Consider the following 16,022-nt stretch of genomic DNA (forward strand, 5'->3'; position numbering starts at 1 on the left):
GTAGGGGCGGCGGATCGGGAGACGGAAAATGTCGGTCATCACCACAATCGAACAACTCGAAGCCCTTTACGGACTGCCCGGCGAAGCCTCCGTGGTCAAGGAACTCGACCATGTCATTCCCGAATACGCCGCCTTTATCGAAGCGTCCCCCTTCGTCGCTCTCGCGACCAGCGGCCCAGAGGGGCTGGACTGTTCGCCGCGCGGCGATCTCGCGGGCTTCGTGCGTATCGTCGATGCGAAAACGCTGATGATGCCGGACCGGCGCGGCAACAACCGTGCCGATTCGTTGAAGAACATCATCCGCGACCCGCGCGTCGGCCTGCTGTTCCTGGTGCCGGGCTCCGGCACGACGCTGCGCGTCAATGGCCGGGCGCATATCACCACGGATGCGGCGTTGTGTGCGTCGTTCTTGGTCGACGGCAAGCCGGCGCGTTCGGTCACGGTGATCGATGTCGATTCGGTCTATTTCCAGTGCGCCCGGGCGATCGTGCGGTCGGAACTGTGGAATCCGGAGAGACATGTCGATCCGAAATCGCTGCCGACACCCGGAAAGATCCTGGAAATCACCAGCCGCAAGAATATCGACGGCGAAACCTACGACAGGGAATGGCCGGAGCGGGCTAAAAAATCGATGTGGTAGTGAGTTGAGGGGCGCAAAGGCCGATCACGCCTCGTTCAGCACGTCATAGATCTTGCGCATCTGCTCGCCGATCATGTCGCATTGTTCCGGCGTCGACTGGCTCATCGCCTTCTCGATCAGCGCCATATGCACTTTCAGCGCCTGCATCAGCAGCGCCTCGCCGCCTTCGGTCAGCGTAAGCCGCAAGATGCGCTTGTCCTTCTCATCGCCTTCCCGCCGCAGCAGGCCACGCGTCTCGAGCTGCGGCAACAGCATGGTGATGTTGGAGCGGCCGACGAGCAGCTTGCGTGCAAGGTCGTGCTGCGACATGCCTGGATGGCGATAGAGGTTCATCAGCACGTCGAGCTGCGCCGGCTTCAGGTCGAGCGGCGCGAGTTTCACCGCCAGCGTGCGCTCCAGCACATGGCACGCGCGCGCCACCGCGACCCAGTTGCGAAAACGCGGGTTGTCCCAGGGTAGCTCTTGTTTATTGTTCATCTTTGAACTATTATGTTCATGCTTGAACGTATGGATGGATTCTGACTATGGCATCATTCGGGCTGAAGGTCATCCGAGGTGTGTTTGGAGCGGCCGAACATGTCGCGCCGCGCATCACCGGACGCGCGGCTTTCGAATTGTTCTGCCGTACGCCGAGCACCAGGACATTGACCGACGGCGAGCGCCGCGCCATCGACCGCGCCGCGGAGTTCATGGCTGAGGCGCGGCATCACCGGCTGAAAACCGCGACCGGCTGCGTCATGGTGCATGAATTTCGTCCCGAGCCGGGCCGCGAGCCTGCCGGCACCGTCCTCGTCATCCATGGCTGGCGCTCGCGTACCGAATACATGCGCGCCCTGATCGAAGGTTTTCGCGCTGCCGGCTATAGGGTCGTCTCGCTCGACCTTCCCGGTCACGGCCATTCGCAGGGCAGGCACCTGAACATGGTCAACGCTGTCGAAGCCGCAAGAGTGGCCGGCGAATGGTTCGGGCCGTTCGTGGCCGCCGTCGGCCATTCCTTCGGCGGCGCCGTCGCCGCCAATGCCATCGCCGGTTCCGTCAAGGACATCCCGCCGCTGGCGGCCGCACGCCTCGTGCTGATCGCGGCACCAAGCTCGCTGCCGGCGATCTTCGCCGACTTCAGCCGCATGCTCAATGTCGGTCCCCGCTCGCAGGTCGCCATGGCGGACCGTGTCGAATATCTCTCCGGCCGGCCACTGCATGAATTCACCGGTGACCGCCAGCTCGCCCAGGCGCCCGTGCCGACGCTGGTCATTCATGCCCCCGATGACCGTGAAGTGCCGGCTGAACACGCACGACGCTATGCCGGCGCAGGCGACCATGTGCGACTTCACTGGGCCGATGGGCTTGGCCATCGCCGCATTCTGGCCGACAAGGGCGTGGTTGAACGCGCCGTCGGCTTCGTGACCACGCAGCGCGGGGCGTCGCTGGTCCACTGAGCGGCGTTCAGGCTTTCTTCTTTTCACCCGGCTCGACGGGCAATCCGGCTGCCTTCCAAGCCGTGTAGCCGCCGAGAATATGCTTGACCGGCGAAAGCCCCATGTCTTGCGCCGTCTTGGTGGCCAGCGCCGAACGCCAGCCGCCGGCGCAGAAGAAGACGAAGCTTTTTCCGGAAGCGAAGAAGGGCTTGTGGTAGGGGCTTTCGGGATCGATCCAGAACTCCAGCATGCCACGGGTGACATGCTGGGCGCCGGGTATTCTGCCGTCACGCTCGATCTCTCGAGGGTCGCGAAGATCGACGAAAATGGTGCTTTCGTCTTCAAGCAGTCCTGCCGCTTCCTCGGGCGAAACCACTTCGATCTCGGCGTTGGCCTCATCCAGCAGTTCGCGATACCCTTTTTTCACGTCGTCCCTCCCGGCCGCAGGTTTGCTGGCAAGTCGAATTTCGAGCACAACGAACGGTGTTTGTCACGCCTCGGCGGTGTCGGCCATGGTCTTCCAGGCGGCCATTGCCCCGGCCACCGTCGCCAGCAGGGCGGCACGGGAAGCACCGTCGCGCGCCTGGATCGACATGCCGTGCTGGACCGTTGCAAAAAAGGTCGCGGCGGCACGGCAATTGAAGTCGGCAGGCAGTTCACCCTCGGCCACGCCGCGCTCGAGACGCTTCTTCAGGGCGGTTAGATTCTCGGCGCGGCGGCGCCGCAAATCCGCGCAGATCGCGCCCCGGCTCGAATCTTCGTGCAGCGCACCCAGCGCGATCAGGCAGCCCTGCGGGCGATCGGTCTGCGAATAGGCCTTTGCGGTCCGACGCAGGAACCGCTCGATCGCAAGGCGCGCCGTTGGCGCCTCTTCGAGCGCGAGCCAGATATCGGCACCTTCCACGCGGGAATAGAGATCCGTCGCCTCGAGGAACAAGGCTTCCTTGCTGCCGTAGGCGGCATAGAGGCTCGGCGAATTGATGCCCATCGCCGCCGCGAGGTCGCTGATCGACGCGCCTTCATAGCCCTTGGCCCAGAACACATCCATCGCGCGCCGCAGGGCCGCGTTTCGATCGAAGGTGCGGGGACGGCCTCTTTCCGACATGACGTTCATTTCTGTGTTGATCGATACATAAATGAGTTGACGCAATCAGGCAAGGCTGGCAGATATTTATGTATCAATCACTACATAAATGGAGAAACCGATGGCATCCAGGAATTTGAACGGCAAGGCGGCACTCGTCACCGGAGGCAGCCGCGGCATCGGCGCGGCAATCGCGCGAAGGCTCGCGGCGGAGGGGGCCGATGTCGCGCTGACCTATGTGCATGGCGAGGACCAGGCCCGCTCGGTCGTCGCCGAGATAGAGACCAAGGGCGGTCGCGCGATCGCGATCAAGGCCGACAACCGCGACGCCGAAGCCATAGACCAGGCGGTTGCCGATGCGATGACCGCCTTCGGCCGGCTCGACATCCTGGTCAACAGTGCCGGCATCTGGCGCGCCGCACCCATCGATATGCTGTCGCTTGCCGATTTCGACGAAACCATGTCGGTCAATCTGAGGGCGCCGTTCATCGCCTCGAAAGCGGCGGCAAGACACATGGGCGAGGGCGGCAGGATCATCTCGATCGGCAGCAATCTGGCCGAACGGGTCACCGACACCAACCTGGGAGCCTACTCGACCAGCAAGGCGGCGCTGGTCGGCCTGACCAAGGCATTGGCCCGCGACCTCGGGGCACGCGGCATCACCGCCAATGTCGTCCATCCCGGCTCGACGGATACCGACATGAACCCGGCCGACGGCCCGCATGCCGAACATCAGCGAAAGAAGATGGCAACTCCGCGATTCGGCAAGGCGGAGGACATCGCCGGCATGGTTGCCTGGCTCGCAGGTCCAGAGGGCCGTTTCGTCACCGGAGCCGCGCTGACCATCGACGGTGGCGCAAACGCCTGAAGACGCAGGGATCCCCGCGGCCGGGGCGACCCAAAGGTCGCCCCGGCCGTCACGATCTTGTGAAACCGTTCTGCAACAGGCCCGCCGAAATTTATGAAAGCTTAACGAAATCGGTATGAATCGGTATAGTCGCGCCTTACATCCGCCATGCGGTTAGCGGGACGGTCTAGCGTGCGGAACGGGAACCGGTTGCGGCCGGAGCGGGTGATCCATGAACTTCCTCGGTAAAAAAGCAACCGTGATGCCGCTGGTGGCGATTACGGCGACGCTGGCTTTCGGCACGCCTCAGGCAGGTGCCCAAGGGCTTTTCGACATGCTGTTCGGCGGCGGCATCAGGCATGAGCCGAACGGCGAGTTTCCGCCTCCTCCGCCAAAGCACAAGCCGAAGGCGCCGGCCGGTGGCGACGGCGGCGGTGCGAGGATCAGCAGTCCGTCCTACTATACTTACAAGGCCGACAGACTGGTGCGCGTCGACTTCTCGACGCTGGCCACCGCGCCGCAGCCGGCGGCGCCGCAAGATGCCGCTTTCGTTCCCTCGGCCACGGGTGCTGCTTTCCACGATGCCATTGCCGGCCTCAGCGACTACGAACTCTATGCCGAGCCCGACATCGCCAAGGCGCTGATCGCCTACTACTCTGCCAACCCGGATTTCATTTGGGTAGGCGGGACAAGCCCCAACAACCGTGCGCAAGATGCCGTGCGGGTGCTTGGCGAGGCTGCCAGCTACGGCCTCACGCCCGCCGACTACACGGTCGATGTGCCAGCGCTCGGTTCGACCTCGGCGGACGACGCAGCCAAGTTGAAGGAACTCGTCCGTTTCGAGATGGCGCTTTCCGCGCGTGTCCTGCGTTACGCCCATGACGCCCAGAGCGGCCGTGTCGAGCCCAACCGCATGACCGGCTACTACGATTTCCCGGCCAAGCCGCTCGACATGGTGGGCGTGCTGAAAACACTGGCGCATACACAGGAAGTTCGCACCTACCTCGAATCGCGCCATCCGCAGAATGCGGAATACCAGGCGCTGCGCGTCGAACTGGAGTCACTGCAGGCGAGCGCCGAGAACGAGATCGTCGTCGATCCGAAACTGCTGCTGAAGCCGGGCGAAACCAGCCCCGAACTGCCGAAGCTCCTGTCGCTGATCGCGCGCAATCTCGATGACGAGATGGGCGGCACCTATGGCGAGGTTCTGTCGCGGCTGGCAACCAGCGAAGTCTATGTTCCCGAACTGGTCCCTCTGATCAAGGCGGTGCAGCAGAAGGAGGGCATGAAGGGCGACGGCGTCATTGGACCGCGCACCGTCGCCTTGCTGGCGGGGACGTCGAAGGCCGACAGGCTGCTCAAGGTTCAGGTGGCGCTGGAGGAACTGCGCTGGCTGCCTTCCGATCTCGGCAGTCCGCGTGTTTTCATCAACCAGCCCGCCTTCACCGCAAGCTACATTGACGACGGCCAGGAAAAGCTGAAGACACGCGCCGTCGTCGGCCGTGTCACCAACCAGACGGCCTTCTTCTACGACCAGATCAAGCAGGTCGATTTCCATCCCTACTGGGGCGTGCCGCAGTCGATCATCGTCAACGAAATGCTGCCGAGATTGCGTGGCGATCCCGGCTATCTCGACCGTGCCGGCTATGAGGTGACGGATTCACGCGGCAAGCGCATTCCGTCGTCGGCGATCAACTGGGGCGATTATGGCGCCAACATTCCCTACAGCGTGCGCCAGCAGCCGAGCGAGGCCAATGCGCTGGGAGAATTGAAGATCCTGTTCCCCAACAAGCATGCGATCTACATGCATGACACGCCCCAGAAATCATTCTTCAAGCAAGACATGCGCGCGCTCAGCCATGGCTGTGTACGCCTGCAGGATCCGCGAGGAATGGCAGCGGCGGTGCTTGGCACCTCTGTCGATTATATCGCGGAGAAGCTGAAGCACGGACACTCGACCGAGGATGTGACGCGCAAGATCCCGGTCTATGTCGCCTATTTCACGGCATGGCCCGACATGTCCGGCAAGGTCGAGTATTTCAGCGACGTCTATGACCGCGACTCGCGGCTGAAGCAGGCCCTGGACGCGACCGAGGCGGTGCGCTCACCGTCGAGCTAACAGTCAACGCTCCGACAGCGGGCGCCGGAAACCGGCGTCGCGCCCGGCGATCAGCCAATAGACCAGCCCGGCCACAAGACCAGCGGCGGCTATGATGCCGATGTCGGCCCAGCGCTCCAGATCCACGTCCTCCGCCGCGCTCGGCCAGATCAGGAAGAAGCCGCCGGCCGCTGCCGCGGCGCCGAAGAACATGTGCAGCAGGGCGTTGCGCAGGGAGAAGAACTCGGCGATCAGCGCGAAGATCAGCGTCTGCGGCGCCGTCACCACAACCGTCAGGAAATAGATGAACATGCCGAGCGGCGGTACCACCAAGGCCGCGATCGGCGAGACGCCCATGAGGTCGAAATAGGCCGGCGCGTTGGGCAGGGCGCTCAGCGCGGCATAGATCGCCACCACGGCGATCAGGCCAACCAGTATCGCGACAAAATAGCCGGCGAGCATCATCAGGACGCGCTTCATCAAGTGCTTCGCAGTCGACATGCCCACCCCCGTGAAGCCCGGTCACTCCACAATCAGCCATCAATGGCGAATTGACGCAAGGGGAGACAGAGACTGTCAGCGTCTTGGCCCGACGCGGACGGACGAAACCCGCCGTTCAGGCGCCGCCGCACATATGCTGCGAATCCGGCAGAGCCCAGGAGCCTTTCGAGACGAGGTCGACGGAATAATAGACCCGGCCACGGTCGTCGTCCTTGGGGCAGTCCCTGGGAATCGAGATCAGGCATATGACGACCGGTTCTCCGACCTTCGAGGCGGCCAAGCCGGCCTCGTGATCATAGGAGACAGCCCCGCCGCCATTGGTGAACGTGGTCGCGCTGCCCGCTTCGGGACTGGCCGTTTCCAGCGGATCGTCGCCGAGCCGGGCGCTAAGCGTCTTGATGTGCGTCGATGCGCATTGGCCGATAGCCGAAGGTAGGGGCTGATCGACGTGCCCGGGGTTTCGCCCGGCGGCTTCGAGCGCCTTCTTGCCAATCAGCGCGATGTTGTAGTCCTGGATCCAGGAAGGCGCATTGCCATAGGTCTGCAAGGCGTTGTTGAGGGCGCTGACGATACAGGCCGTATCGCTCTCGCAGGCATTGCGGTCGGCGATCAGCCCGCGGGCAATCCTGCGCTTGTCGCCGCCGAACGCCGGCTCGAATCCCTTCAACGCCTTCGAAACCAGCAGATCGATCGCCGACAGCCGCGGGTCGGCACAGATCGCTTTTTCCGCGAGCACTGCAGCCTTGGCGCAGTCGAAGGACTGGCCATCGGCTCGCGCGGGAGAAACGGCAAGGAAGCCGTCGGCTGGGATGATGGCGAGTACAGACAGAAAATAGGTTCCAGCGAAACATCGCATCATAGCCCCCAAGCCAACAGGTTTGTCCAAGGCATAACATACCCCAGGATGGACAATGTGGGCGCGCGTTTCGTCGCTGAGAATGCTCGGAGGCAGCGCATTGGCGACGAGGTCCCTGCGAACCTTATTTTGGTTCGGCCGTCACAGGATCGAAGTCGATTTCGACTTTTGCCTTGTCCGAGGTGTAGTAGGTGACGGTGTAGCCGTCTTTGTCCCAATCGACTTCTTTCACGTAGCGAAAGCCGTCGCGTTGCTCGACCTTCGCGATGATCTCCGACAGCTTCTTGGCATTGGGTGGCGGCAGGGGGGCTTCATCCGCGGCAAAGGCCGATCCGCTGGTAAGAAGAACGGCGACGCTGGTCGCCAGCAGAAATCTGGACATGGTTTTCCCTCAGGTTTCGACGGAGGGAAACTCGCTGGTGTATTGGTTGGTTCCGGAGGCAGGCAACTGTTGGCCCAAAAGAAGCGTGACCGCGCCGACGAAAGACATCTAAACCCGTCGTGTTTTCGCACGACTTGGAACGTCGAGTTTCCGACCATGATTTTGCACTGGCCTACATTTGCTTACGCGCCAGCAAGCCTTGTCCTACGCGCCAGTAAGCTTTCAAGAGAATTTGATTGCGGCCGAACATCCAACGATTTCTTCAGGTTGGATGGTGGGCGATGCAGGGATTGAACCTGCGACCCCACCCGTGTGAAGGGTGTGCTCTCCCGCTGAGCTAATCGCCCGCTCGTTGCCCGAAGGCCAAGCGAGCCGCGATATAAGGGAGGCCGGCCGGTTAAGTCAAGGCAGTGTCTGGTGTTCTCACACAGATCGGATTTGCGGTCCCGGCTGGCCCGTTCCGGAGAGATTTCGTCCCCGGCGCTCAGTGTGCGGCGGCGCCGATCAGCCCTTGTGCCAGATCGAGCGTCAATGCATCAAAATGCGATATCACCGCCGAGGGCTCGAACTCGCGCACATGACGATCGGTGTAGCCGAAATCGACGGCGACCACAGGAATGCCGGCGGCCTTGGCAGTGTCGATATCGGTTTGCGAATCGCCGACCATCAAGGCGCGGTGCGGATCGCCACCGGCCAGTTTGATGGTTTCGATCAGGTGGCGCGGATCGGGTTTGCGAAACGCGAACGTATCCTGTCCGGCAATTGCCGCGAAATGCCTGGTCAGGCCGAGCGCCTCGATCAGCGCCAGCGAATTGGCTTCGTATTTATTGGTGCAGATGGCCAGCAGATAGCCGGCCTTCTCAAAGCGGGCAATCGCCTCGATCACGCCGGGGTAGGGGCGGGATTTGCCCGGAATGTTGTCGGTGTAGTGATCAAGGAACAGTTTCAGCAGCCGGTCGTGCTCCTCAACCTTGAGGGATCGTTGCTGCGCGGCATGCGCCCGTTCGATCATCACCCGGCCGCCATGGCCGACGAAGCGTTTGAAGCCGGCTTCGTCGACGGCCGCCAGTTCGCTGGCCGCCAGGCTGTGGTTGAGGCTGTCGAGCAAGTCCGGCGCCGTGTCAATCAGCGTTCCGTCGAGGTCGAACACGATGATCGGGCGACTCATGATCCATCCTGAGCAGGTTTGCGCATCGGCAGGCGATAGCGGCTGCGACGCTTTAAGGCAAGCAAACTGGTGGCGCAGCCGCCAAGGGCTTTGACCCGGCCAGCAAAAATGCTAGGAGCCCAAACGCCAAAGCGCGTCGCATCGAAACGGACCCATGCGACACGCCTTGGGTTTTGTTTCATGCATGTCGTTCCCAAACCGAGGTCACTGTTGGGCGACGTGCATCAGGTTTCGGGGCAGCAAGCAGCATGGATGCGAGGCAATTGAAGGTCGAGGCCGCGCGGGCGGCTCTTGCCCATGTCACCGACGGCATGCGGCTCGGCATCGGCACCGGCACCACTGCCGAGGAATTCGTGCGGCTGCTCGCCGACAAGGTTGCCTCAGGCATGACCATTATCGGCGTGCCGACCTCGGAACGCACCGCCGCGCTGTGCCGCGAACTCGGTGTGCCGCTGTCGACGCTGGAGGAAACACCCGAGCTCGATCTCACCGTCGACGGCGCCGACGAGGTCGACGGTGAGCTGACATTGATCAAGGGCGGCGGCGGTGCGCTGCTGCGTGAGAAGATCGTGGCCGCGGCTTCGCAGCGCATGATCGTCATCGCCGACCGTTCGAAGATGGTCGAGACGCTCGGCCGGTTTCCTCTTCCCATCGAAGTCAATCAGTTCGGCCTGCGCTCGACCGAGATCGCCGTGGCCGTGGTGGCCCGAAATCTCGGCCTTTCCGGTCCGGTGACATTGAGGATGACGGGAGGCCAGCCTTTTGTTACAGACGGCGGCCATTTTATCCTCGATGCATCTTTTGGCCGCATTCCGGATACAAGAGCGCTTTCGAATGCTCTCCACGCCATTCCTGGCGTGGTCGAGCATGGTCTTTTCATCGGGCTGGCGTCAGCGGCCATCATCGCCGGCGGCGACGGTATCCAAACCGTCCATGCCGCCCGAAAACCAGGGAGTTCTACCGATCATGATGTTGCATAACCGGGTTCGCCGTCTTTCAGTTCTCGTGGCGGCTTCGGCTGTCTTCGCGTTCTCCTCGCCTGTCTTCGCGCAGGACGTCACGGAATCGCATCTGAAGGCCGCACGCGCCGCGGTCGCCGCGATCCACGCGACCGACCCGTTCGACAACATCCTGCCGCAGGCCGCCGCGGCGCTCGAATCGCAGCTCATCCAGAAGAACCCTGACATGCAGGAGCTGATCGGCAAGACGATAAACGAGAAGGCGCTGGCGCTGGCCTCGCGCCGCGCGGACCTCGAGAAGGAAGCGGCTCTTGCCTATGCGAAGGTGTTTTCCGAAAAGGAGCTCACCGACATCGCGGCCTTCTACAGTTCCGAGTCCGGCAAGAAGCTGCTCGACAGCGGCCCGACCGTGACGCGTGACCTCGTCAAGGCCGCCGACATCTGGCAGAACGGCGTAGCCCGCGATCTTGCCCAGCAGGTCGGCGAAACTCTGGCGGCGGCGGCAAAAGCGAAGGCGGTGGCTGCGCCTACGCCCGCGCCCGCCGATGGCGCCGCTCCGGCAGACAATGCGGCCCCGGCGGATGGCGCCGCCCCCGCGGACGGATCGGCTCCCGCCGACGGCACGCAGAACTGATCCTGCATTTCAAACGCGGCCCTTGCGGCCATCTGTAAAGCCCGGCCTGTCCGGGCTTTTCTTTTGATGGTTTGCGGCCTACCTGTCACTCACATTTTCGACGTTCAAGGAGCCGCTTCATGGCCGGTTACGACTACGACCTCTTCGTCATCGGCGGCGGCTCCGGCGGGGTGAGGGCGGCGCGGGTCGCGGCAGCACTCGGCAAACGCGTCGGTATCGCCGAAGAATACCGTTTCGGTGGCACCTGCGTCATCAGGGGCTGCGTGCCGAAGAAACTCTATGTCTATGCCTCGCAGTTTCCCGAGCATTTTGCCGACGCCGCCGGCTATGGCTGGACGGTGCCGGAAGCCAGCTTCGACTGGCAAACGCTGGTCGCCAACAAGGACCGCGAGATCAGCCGCCTGGAAGCGATCTACAAGAGGAATGTCGAGGGCTCGGGTGGCGAGACCTTTCATTCGCGGGCGATGATCGTCGACCCGCACGTGATCCATCTCCTGGGCGAGGACCGCACCGTCACCGCCGATCAGATCCTGATCGCCACCGGCGGCCGTCCGGCTGCCCATCCGGCACTGCCCGGCCACGAACACTGTATCTTTTCCAACGAGGCTTTCGATCTCAAGGAGCTGCCGAAGGCGATCATGATAGAGGGCGGGGGCTATATCGCGGTCGAGTTCGCCAACATCTTTCACGGCCTCGGCGTAGACACCACGCTGGTCTATCGCGGTAAGGAAATCCTTGGCCGTTTCGACATGGACCTGCGGCGCACGCTGCATGAGACGATGGAAAAGAAGGGAATAAAAATCCTTTGCCATGCCGTCTCCGAATCGGTCAGCAAGCGGCCGGACGGGCGGCTCGACGCGCAGCTCACGAGCGGGCAGGTGCTAACGGTCGACCACGTGATGCTGGCCATCGGCCGCATCCCCAACACCGAGAATATGGGCCTGGAAGGCGTAGGCATCGAGATGACCGCCGCGACGGGTGCGATCAAGGTCGACCGGTTTTCCCGCACCAACATCGACAATATCTGGGCGATCGGCGATGTCACCAACCGTGTCCAGCTGACGCCGGTGGCGATTCACGAAGCCATGTGCTTCGTCGAAACGGCGTTCAAGAACAATCCGACCGCGCCCGATCACGACACGATCGCGACTGCCGTCTTCTCGCAGCCGGAAATCGGCACGGTCGGCTTGTCAGAGGACGAAGCCGTCAAGCGCTTCGGCGATATCGAAATCTACCGCGCCAGTTTCCGGCCGATGCGGCACACGCTGTCGGGCCGTGACGAAAAGATGCTGATCAAGCTGGTCGTCGACGGCGCTTCGCGCAAGGTTCTCGGCGCCCACATACTGGGGCCGGATGCCGGCGAAATGGCGCAGCTGCTCGGGATCCCACTGAAGGCGGGGCTGACCAAGGACGATTTCGATCGCACCATGGCCGTGCATCCGACCGCGGCAGAAGAGCTCGTCACCATGTACAAGCCGACCTATCGGGTGAAGGACGGCGAGCGCATCTGACGCCTCGCCTACCGGCGCGCCGCCACCAGCCCTGGCCGGCGGCGGCAGTCAAACCGCTATAGCAACGTGCCGCGCAGGATGACGAGCGCCACCGAGAAATAGATCACCAGTCCGGTGACATCGACCAGCGTGGCGACGAACGGCGCTGACGCACTGGCTGGGTCGAAACCGATCCGTTTCAGGGCGAAAGGCAGCATCGACCCCGAGAGCGAGCCGAACGTGACGATGCCGACCAGTGCAGCACCAACCGTTGCGGCAATCAGCGGCCAGTGCGGGCCATAGTCGTAGAAGCCCATATATTGCCAGAGCGCGATCCGGCAGACGCCGACCACGCCGAGCATGGCGCCGAGCACGAGACCGGTGGGCAATTCGCGCAACGCCACCCGCCACCAGTCACGAAGGCCGATCTCGCGCAACGCCAGCGCCCGGATGACCAACGAGGTAGCCTGTGAGCCGGAATTGCCGCCGGAGCTCATGATCAGCGGGATGAACAGCGTCAACACGATCGCTTTCTCCAGCTCGCCCTCGTAGCTTTGCATCGCATTGGCCGTCAGCATCTCGCTGATGAACAGCGCGCAAAGCCAGCCGCCACGCTTCTTGATCATGGCGAGGAAGCTCATCTTCATATACGGCTCGTCCAGAGCCTCCATGCCGCCGAACCGATGCACGTCCTCCGTGGTCTCCTCGATCATCGTGTCGATGATGTCGTCGATGGTGACGATGCCGAGGATCTTGCCGTGGTCGACGACCGGGACGGCGAGCAGATCGTATTTGGAGATCGTCTGCGCCAGGTTTTCGCGATCGGTCAGCGGGCTGACCGTCACCGGCATGCGGTCGGGCGCAACCGACAGGATCGAGTCGCCCGGCTCACCGGTGATGAGCCGCCGCAAGCCCGTCGACCGCACCAGGAGGTGTGTTTGCGGATCGACGATGTAGATTGCGTAGATAGTCTCGCGCGTCCGCTCGACCTTGCGGATGTAATCGAGCGTGCGCCCCACGGTCCAGTCGGAGGGAACGCTGACGAACTCCGTCGTCATGATCGAGGCGGCGCTGCCTTCGGGATAGCCCAGAATGGAAAGCAGGGTCGCGCGCAGTGGCGGGGCCAATGCGCCGAGCAGTTCGGAGCGTGCCGGCTCGTCGAGTTCGCGCAGAATGTCGGCCGCGCGGTCGACGGACATGGCGGTGAGCAGCTTGCTCGCCTTGGGGCGTGGCAGGGCCTCCGCCAATTCGGGCGCGCTTTCGAGCTCAGGCTGGTCGAAAATCTCGACCAGCCGTTCGAAGGGCACGGCGCAAAGCAGCTCCGTCGCGGTTTCGCGCGACTCATGATTGAGCGCCTCGACAACGTCGGCGACATGGTCGTTGGCAAGGATGCGGGCGATGGCGACGGCCTCATCGTCCGCTACGGGGAAAAAATCGTTCATGGTTCACTCCTTGCCGTCCGGCAGGACGTGAACCATTCAGGTCACGTCTAGGCGGACGGCGGTTGCGTTCGACTGTGACTATCGCCAGGCATGGCGCGGTGACCTTTCTGCTTGCGGGTTCGCTTTTGACTGTCTGCAAGCCGGCGCAACATAGGAGCGAGCCTTGCCGAGTCAATCGCGGTGAGGAGGGAAAACAGTCCCGAACGGCCCTGATCGCGAGACTGTGATCACGGCGCGCCGGTTGACGCGGAAGTTCCCGTTACGTCGTCGTTATTTCTGCTTCAGCCGGCGCGAGAACCGCGTCCATTTGTCCTCGACCGGCCTTGGTTGGACCAGGATCGTGGTGAGTTCGACGGGCAGGCTCGGGGCGAGCGGCTTCTTGGTGGCGACACCGTCGGCAATCAAGACCATCGAGTGGTAGAACTCGGTCCCCGCAGCCGATCTCGGCGCCACGGCTTCGTGCATGACACTGATCACCGTCACATCGGGGCAGTTGTCCTTGATGGCCTGGTGGAAGGCAATCTTGCCGTCAGGATCGAGAGCACCGGTCGCTTCGTCGAGGAACAGCAGCCCCGGCTGCTGCAGTAAGATACGAGCCACCACAAGCTTCTGCTTCTGGCCGCCCGACAGAACCTGATCCCAGCTTTTACCCTCGCGGCTTTCATTGGCCATGTGTTCGATGAAATCGCCAAGGCCAGCCTTGTGCAGCGCGGACGCAACCTGGGCATCGCCATGGTCGCGCTCGGAGCCGGGCAGGCAGACCAGCTGTTTCAGCGACACCTGCGGCAGCTTGACCTCCTGGGCGGCATAAAAACTCTTCACGCCCTCGGGGAAGACGATGGTGCCGCGGCCGTAGGGCCACAAGCCGTTGATCGCCTTGATCAGCGAGGTCTTGCCGCAACCGGATTCGCCTTTCAGGAAGGTCCATTCGCCGCGCCGGAAGCGCAAGTTGGCGGAACTGAGGAATGGCGTCGCGTCCTCGCCCTGGTGCGCCAACTCCAGCTTCTGGATGGTCAGGCCGAAAACCGGATTCTGGTTGGCGTAGTGGAAGTCGGAACGGCCGCTCTGGCTGTAGAATTCCTGCGGGTGCTGGACATTCTCGATCGCGTTGGCGAGCTCAGTCACACGCTGGCTGTTGGCGCGAAGCGTGGCGATGGCGGGCATGACATGGATGAACCACGAACACTGGCTGATGAGCTGGGCAACCATTTCGGAGCCGGTGATATAGCCTTTATAGTCCAGGCGACTGTGGATGAACGGCACCAGGCCCGGAGCATAGGCTACCATGCGGGCGCCGATGAAATTGTAGATTAGTTCGAACGACATATAGCTGGTGTTGACGACATTCAGCCGTCCCCAGGTACGATCAATGTCGACATAGAGCCGGTCGTGCATCGCTTTCTGCACGCCTTCGCCATGTGAGGCGGCGACATGGAAGCTGCGGCGCAGAAATGTCGTAAGTTCGCTACGATAGCTCCCCTCGGCCTTCTGCATGCGAATATTGAGACGTTCCAGCAGGCTGCCGAGCTTGACGGCGATCCAGGTGTTTAGGGGCACGTAAGTGGCAACGGCAAGAAGGGCGAGAACGGCGCTGCCATAGCTGCCAAGGAACTCCAGACCTTTGACCTCAACTGACGACTGCAACAGGTTCTGGCCGATAAAGTAGAGCGAGGTCGCCAGCCCCAGCACGCCCATGGCGAGGCCGATCGCACCGCCGGTCATGTCCTTGATCGATTCCTGGATGCGCTGGTCAACGTTGTCGGGCGCAACGATGCCGCCGTCCGCGGAACCATGTTGAGCATGGAAATGGGTATGGTTGCCGTCGAGCAAGGCCTGGTTGAATTGGTCGTTCAGCCAGCCACGCCATTTGCGGTGCAAGGTTGCCGAGACGAGATTGCGTATACCGGTGAAGCCGGCATCCTTGAGCAGGACCAGCAGCACCAGCACCCCGGCGTTGGTCAGGATTGTCTCCAGCGGGCGAGTGTTGGCGGCATCGTGCAGGAAGGCGATCGAATTCACCAATTCGCCCGAAGCCATGGCGAACCACACGCTGGCCTTGCTGGACAGCGCGGTGAGCAACGCGATCACCAGCGTCAGCGTCCAGGCTTCCTTCCAGCGGTCCGAGACCCAGTAGGCTCGCACGAGGCCCCAAAAATTGCGCATCGAGGATACCGGCGTCAGATGCGACCGCCCTGAGGCACCGCCTTGTAGTCCATCCGGTACTGACTCTTGCGATCGTCTGCCGATCCGAATCACGATCCCGCCCAAACCTTCTTTGTTTTGTTACGGATGGTAACACCAATTGATCATTTTCCATTAATTTTTAAAGCGGGCATGCGAGATTGCGTCCGCAGCCGTTGCCCTGAGGCAACATAGTGATGGCTGGATCGCCATCCGAACGCCTGGCAATAACTAGAAAATCTCTATTTATTTCAGTCTTTTAGACTCTGCATAAATTGCCGCGACAAATCTTCCCCAAGGGAAGATCCGGACACGGTTTTGTGAC

16 protein-coding genes and 1 tRNA gene are annotated in these 16,022 nt (G+C 62.3%); 7 read left to right on the forward strand and 10 right to left on the reverse strand.

Annotated features, from left to right (window positions below):
* Positions 1-28: 28 nt before the first annotated feature.
* The gene (locus EN851_RS05105; protein WP_135928698.1) at positions 29-640 is read left to right on the forward strand and encodes a pyridoxamine 5'-phosphate oxidase family protein; all 612 of its coding nucleotides are present in this window, start codon (positions 29-31) and stop codon (positions 638-640) included.
* A gap of 24 nt (positions 641-664) precedes the next feature.
* Here EN851_RS05105 and EN851_RS05110 read toward each other — a convergent pair whose 3' ends face one another.
* The gene (locus tag EN851_RS05110; protein WP_135928699.1) at positions 665-1,117 is read right to left on the reverse strand and encodes a MarR family transcriptional regulator; all 453 of its coding nucleotides are present in this window, start codon (positions 1,115-1,117) and stop codon (positions 665-667) included.
* Positions 1,118-1,164: 47 nt separating this feature from the next.
* Here EN851_RS05110 and EN851_RS05115 point away from each other — a divergent pair, with 47 nt between their 5' ends.
* On the forward strand, positions 1,165-2,076 hold the full coding sequence (locus EN851_RS05115) for an alpha/beta fold hydrolase (protein ID WP_135928700.1): 912 nt from the start codon (positions 1,165-1,167) through the stop codon (positions 2,074-2,076).
* A gap of 7 nt (positions 2,077-2,083) precedes the next feature.
* Here the strand turns inward: EN851_RS05115 and EN851_RS05120 are convergent, their stop codons facing one another.
* Positions 2,084-2,482: a rhodanese-like domain-containing protein gene (locus tag EN851_RS05120; RefSeq protein ID WP_127279940.1), complete on the reverse strand. Its 399-nt coding sequence runs from the start codon at positions 2,480-2,482 to the stop codon at positions 2,084-2,086.
* Positions 2,483-2,545: 63 nt separating this feature from the next.
* Positions 2,546-3,160 carry a TetR/AcrR family transcriptional regulator gene (locus EN851_RS05125; RefSeq protein ID WP_135864798.1) on the reverse strand — a complete coding sequence of 205 codons (615 nt, stop codon included), beginning with the start codon at positions 3,158-3,160 and terminating at the stop codon, positions 2,546-2,548.
* A 100-nt stretch (positions 3,161-3,260) separates the two neighbouring features.
* On the opposite strand from EN851_RS05125, the gene EN851_RS05130 reads away from it, so the two are divergent.
* Positions 3,261-4,007 carry a 3-oxoacyl-ACP reductase family protein gene (locus EN851_RS05130; RefSeq protein ID WP_135928701.1) on the forward strand — a complete coding sequence of 249 codons (747 nt, stop codon included), beginning with the start codon at positions 3,261-3,263 and terminating at the stop codon, positions 4,005-4,007.
* A 211-nt stretch (positions 4,008-4,218) separates the two neighbouring features.
* Positions 4,219-6,105, forward strand: coding sequence for a murein L,D-transpeptidase (locus EN851_RS05135; RefSeq protein ID WP_127872444.1), 1,887 nt, complete (start codon positions 4,219-4,221; stop codon positions 6,103-6,105).
* Between the two features lie 3 nt (positions 6,106-6,108).
* Here EN851_RS05135 and EN851_RS05140 read toward each other — a convergent pair whose 3' ends face one another.
* The 5 genes from EN851_RS05140 to EN851_RS05160 form a co-directional block, all read right to left on the reverse strand.
* Complete coding sequence (locus tag EN851_RS05140) at positions 6,109-6,585, reverse strand: hypothetical protein (RefSeq protein ID WP_135864800.1); 477 nt, start codon at positions 6,583-6,585, stop codon at positions 6,109-6,111.
* 115 nt (positions 6,586-6,700) lie between these two features.
* Entirely contained in the window at positions 6,701-7,444 is a 744-nt protein-coding gene (locus EN851_RS05145; protein ID WP_135928702.1) for a lysozyme inhibitor LprI family protein, read from the reverse strand.
* 121 nt (positions 7,445-7,565) lie between these two features.
* The gene (locus EN851_RS05150; protein WP_127280102.1) at positions 7,566-7,823 is read right to left on the reverse strand and encodes a PepSY domain-containing protein; all 258 of its coding nucleotides are present in this window, start codon (positions 7,821-7,823) and stop codon (positions 7,566-7,568) included.
* Positions 7,824-8,095: 272 nt separating this feature from the next.
* Positions 8,096-8,170 (reverse strand) — tRNA-Val (locus EN851_RS05155).
* Positions 8,171-8,307: 137 nt separating this feature from the next.
* On the reverse strand, positions 8,308-8,991 hold the full coding sequence (locus tag EN851_RS05160; RefSeq protein WP_127280103.1) for a phosphoglycolate phosphatase: 684 nt from the start codon (positions 8,989-8,991) through the stop codon (positions 8,308-8,310).
* Positions 8,992-9,239: 248 nt separating this feature from the next.
* Between EN851_RS05160 and rpiA the strand changes: the two genes are divergently transcribed.
* The 3 genes from rpiA (at position 9,240) to gor (ending at position 12,095) form a co-directional block, all read left to right on the forward strand.
* Entirely contained in the window at positions 9,240-9,971 is a 732-nt protein-coding gene (rpiA, locus tag EN851_RS05165; RefSeq protein ID WP_135918497.1) for a ribose-5-phosphate isomerase RpiA, read from the forward strand.
* On the forward strand, positions 9,958-10,584 hold the full coding sequence (locus EN851_RS05170; protein WP_135864805.1) for a DUF2059 domain-containing protein: 627 nt from the start codon (positions 9,958-9,960) through the stop codon (positions 10,582-10,584). The genes rpiA and EN851_RS05170 overlap by 14 nt, the downstream gene beginning before the upstream one ends.
* Before the next feature lie 119 nt (positions 10,585-10,703).
* Entirely contained in the window at positions 10,704-12,095 is a 1,392-nt protein-coding gene (gene gor, locus EN851_RS05175; protein WP_135928703.1) for a glutathione-disulfide reductase, read from the forward strand.
* A 56-nt stretch (positions 12,096-12,151) separates the two neighbouring features.
* On the opposite strand, the gene mgtE is transcribed toward gor, so the two are convergent.
* Both mgtE and EN851_RS05185 read right to left on the reverse strand, forming a co-directional pair.
* Positions 12,152-13,516 carry a magnesium transporter gene (mgtE, locus tag EN851_RS05180; RefSeq protein ID WP_135928704.1) on the reverse strand — a complete coding sequence of 455 codons (1,365 nt, stop codon included), beginning with the start codon at positions 13,514-13,516 and terminating at the stop codon, positions 12,152-12,154.
* Between the two features lie 270 nt (positions 13,517-13,786).
* Entirely contained in the window at positions 13,787-15,679 is a 1,893-nt protein-coding gene (locus tag EN851_RS05185) for an ABC transporter ATP-binding protein/permease (RefSeq protein ID WP_189521765.1), read from the reverse strand.
* Positions 15,680-16,022: the final 343 nt, after the last annotated feature.

Origin of the sequence: Mesorhizobium sp. M8A.F.Ca.ET.208.01.1.1 (assembly GCF_004791315.1) — a bacterium.
Classification (GTDB): domain Bacteria; phylum Pseudomonadota; class Alphaproteobacteria; order Rhizobiales; family Rhizobiaceae; genus Mesorhizobium.

Bases quoted from the DNA above. Each gene is read 5' to 3' on its own strand.
- EN851_RS05150 (WP_127280102.1), bottom strand. From the start codon at position 7,823: ATGTCCAGATTTCTGCTGGCGACCAGCGTCGCCGTTCTTCTTACCAGC.
- EN851_RS05110 (WP_135928699.1), bottom strand. From the start codon at position 1,117: ATGAACAATAAACAAGAGCTACCCTGGGACAACCCGCGTTTTCGCAAC.
- gor (WP_135928703.1), top strand. From the start codon at position 10,704: ATGGCCGGTTACGACTACGACCTCTTCGTCATCGGCGGCGGCTCCGGC.
- EN851_RS05105 (WP_135928698.1), top strand. From the start codon at position 29: ATGTCGGTCATCACCACAATCGAACAACTCGAAGCCCTTTACGGACTG.
- EN851_RS05130 (WP_135928701.1), top strand. From the start codon at position 3,261: ATGGCATCCAGGAATTTGAACGGCAAGGCGGCACTCGTCACCGGAGGC.
- EN851_RS05160 (WP_127280103.1), bottom strand. From the start codon at position 8,991: ATGAGTCGCCCGATCATCGTGTTCGACCTCGACGGAACGCTGATTGAC.
- rpiA (WP_135918497.1), top strand. From the start codon at position 9,240: ATGGATGCGAGGCAATTGAAGGTCGAGGCCGCGCGGGCGGCTCTTGCC.
- mgtE (WP_135928704.1), bottom strand. From the start codon at position 13,516: ATGAACGATTTTTTCCCCGTAGCGGACGATGAGGCCGTCGCCATCGCC.
- EN851_RS05135 (WP_127872444.1), top strand. From the start codon at position 4,219: ATGAACTTCCTCGGTAAAAAAGCAACCGTGATGCCGCTGGTGGCGATT.
- EN851_RS05140 (WP_135864800.1), bottom strand. From the start codon at position 6,585: ATGTCGACTGCGAAGCACTTGATGAAGCGCGTCCTGATGATGCTCGCC.
- EN851_RS05185 (WP_189521765.1), bottom strand. From the start codon at position 15,679: ATGCGCAATTTTTGGGGCCTCGTGCGAGCCTACTGGGTCTCGGACCGC.
- EN851_RS05145 (WP_135928702.1), bottom strand. From the start codon at position 7,444: ATGATGCGATGTTTCGCTGGAACCTATTTTCTGTCTGTACTCGCCATC.
- EN851_RS05125 (WP_135864798.1), bottom strand. From the start codon at position 3,160: ATGTCGGAAAGAGGCCGTCCCCGCACCTTCGATCGAAACGCGGCCCTG.
- EN851_RS05170 (WP_135864805.1), top strand. From the start codon at position 9,958: ATGATGTTGCATAACCGGGTTCGCCGTCTTTCAGTTCTCGTGGCGGCT.
- EN851_RS05115 (WP_135928700.1), top strand. From the start codon at position 1,165: ATGGCATCATTCGGGCTGAAGGTCATCCGAGGTGTGTTTGGAGCGGCC.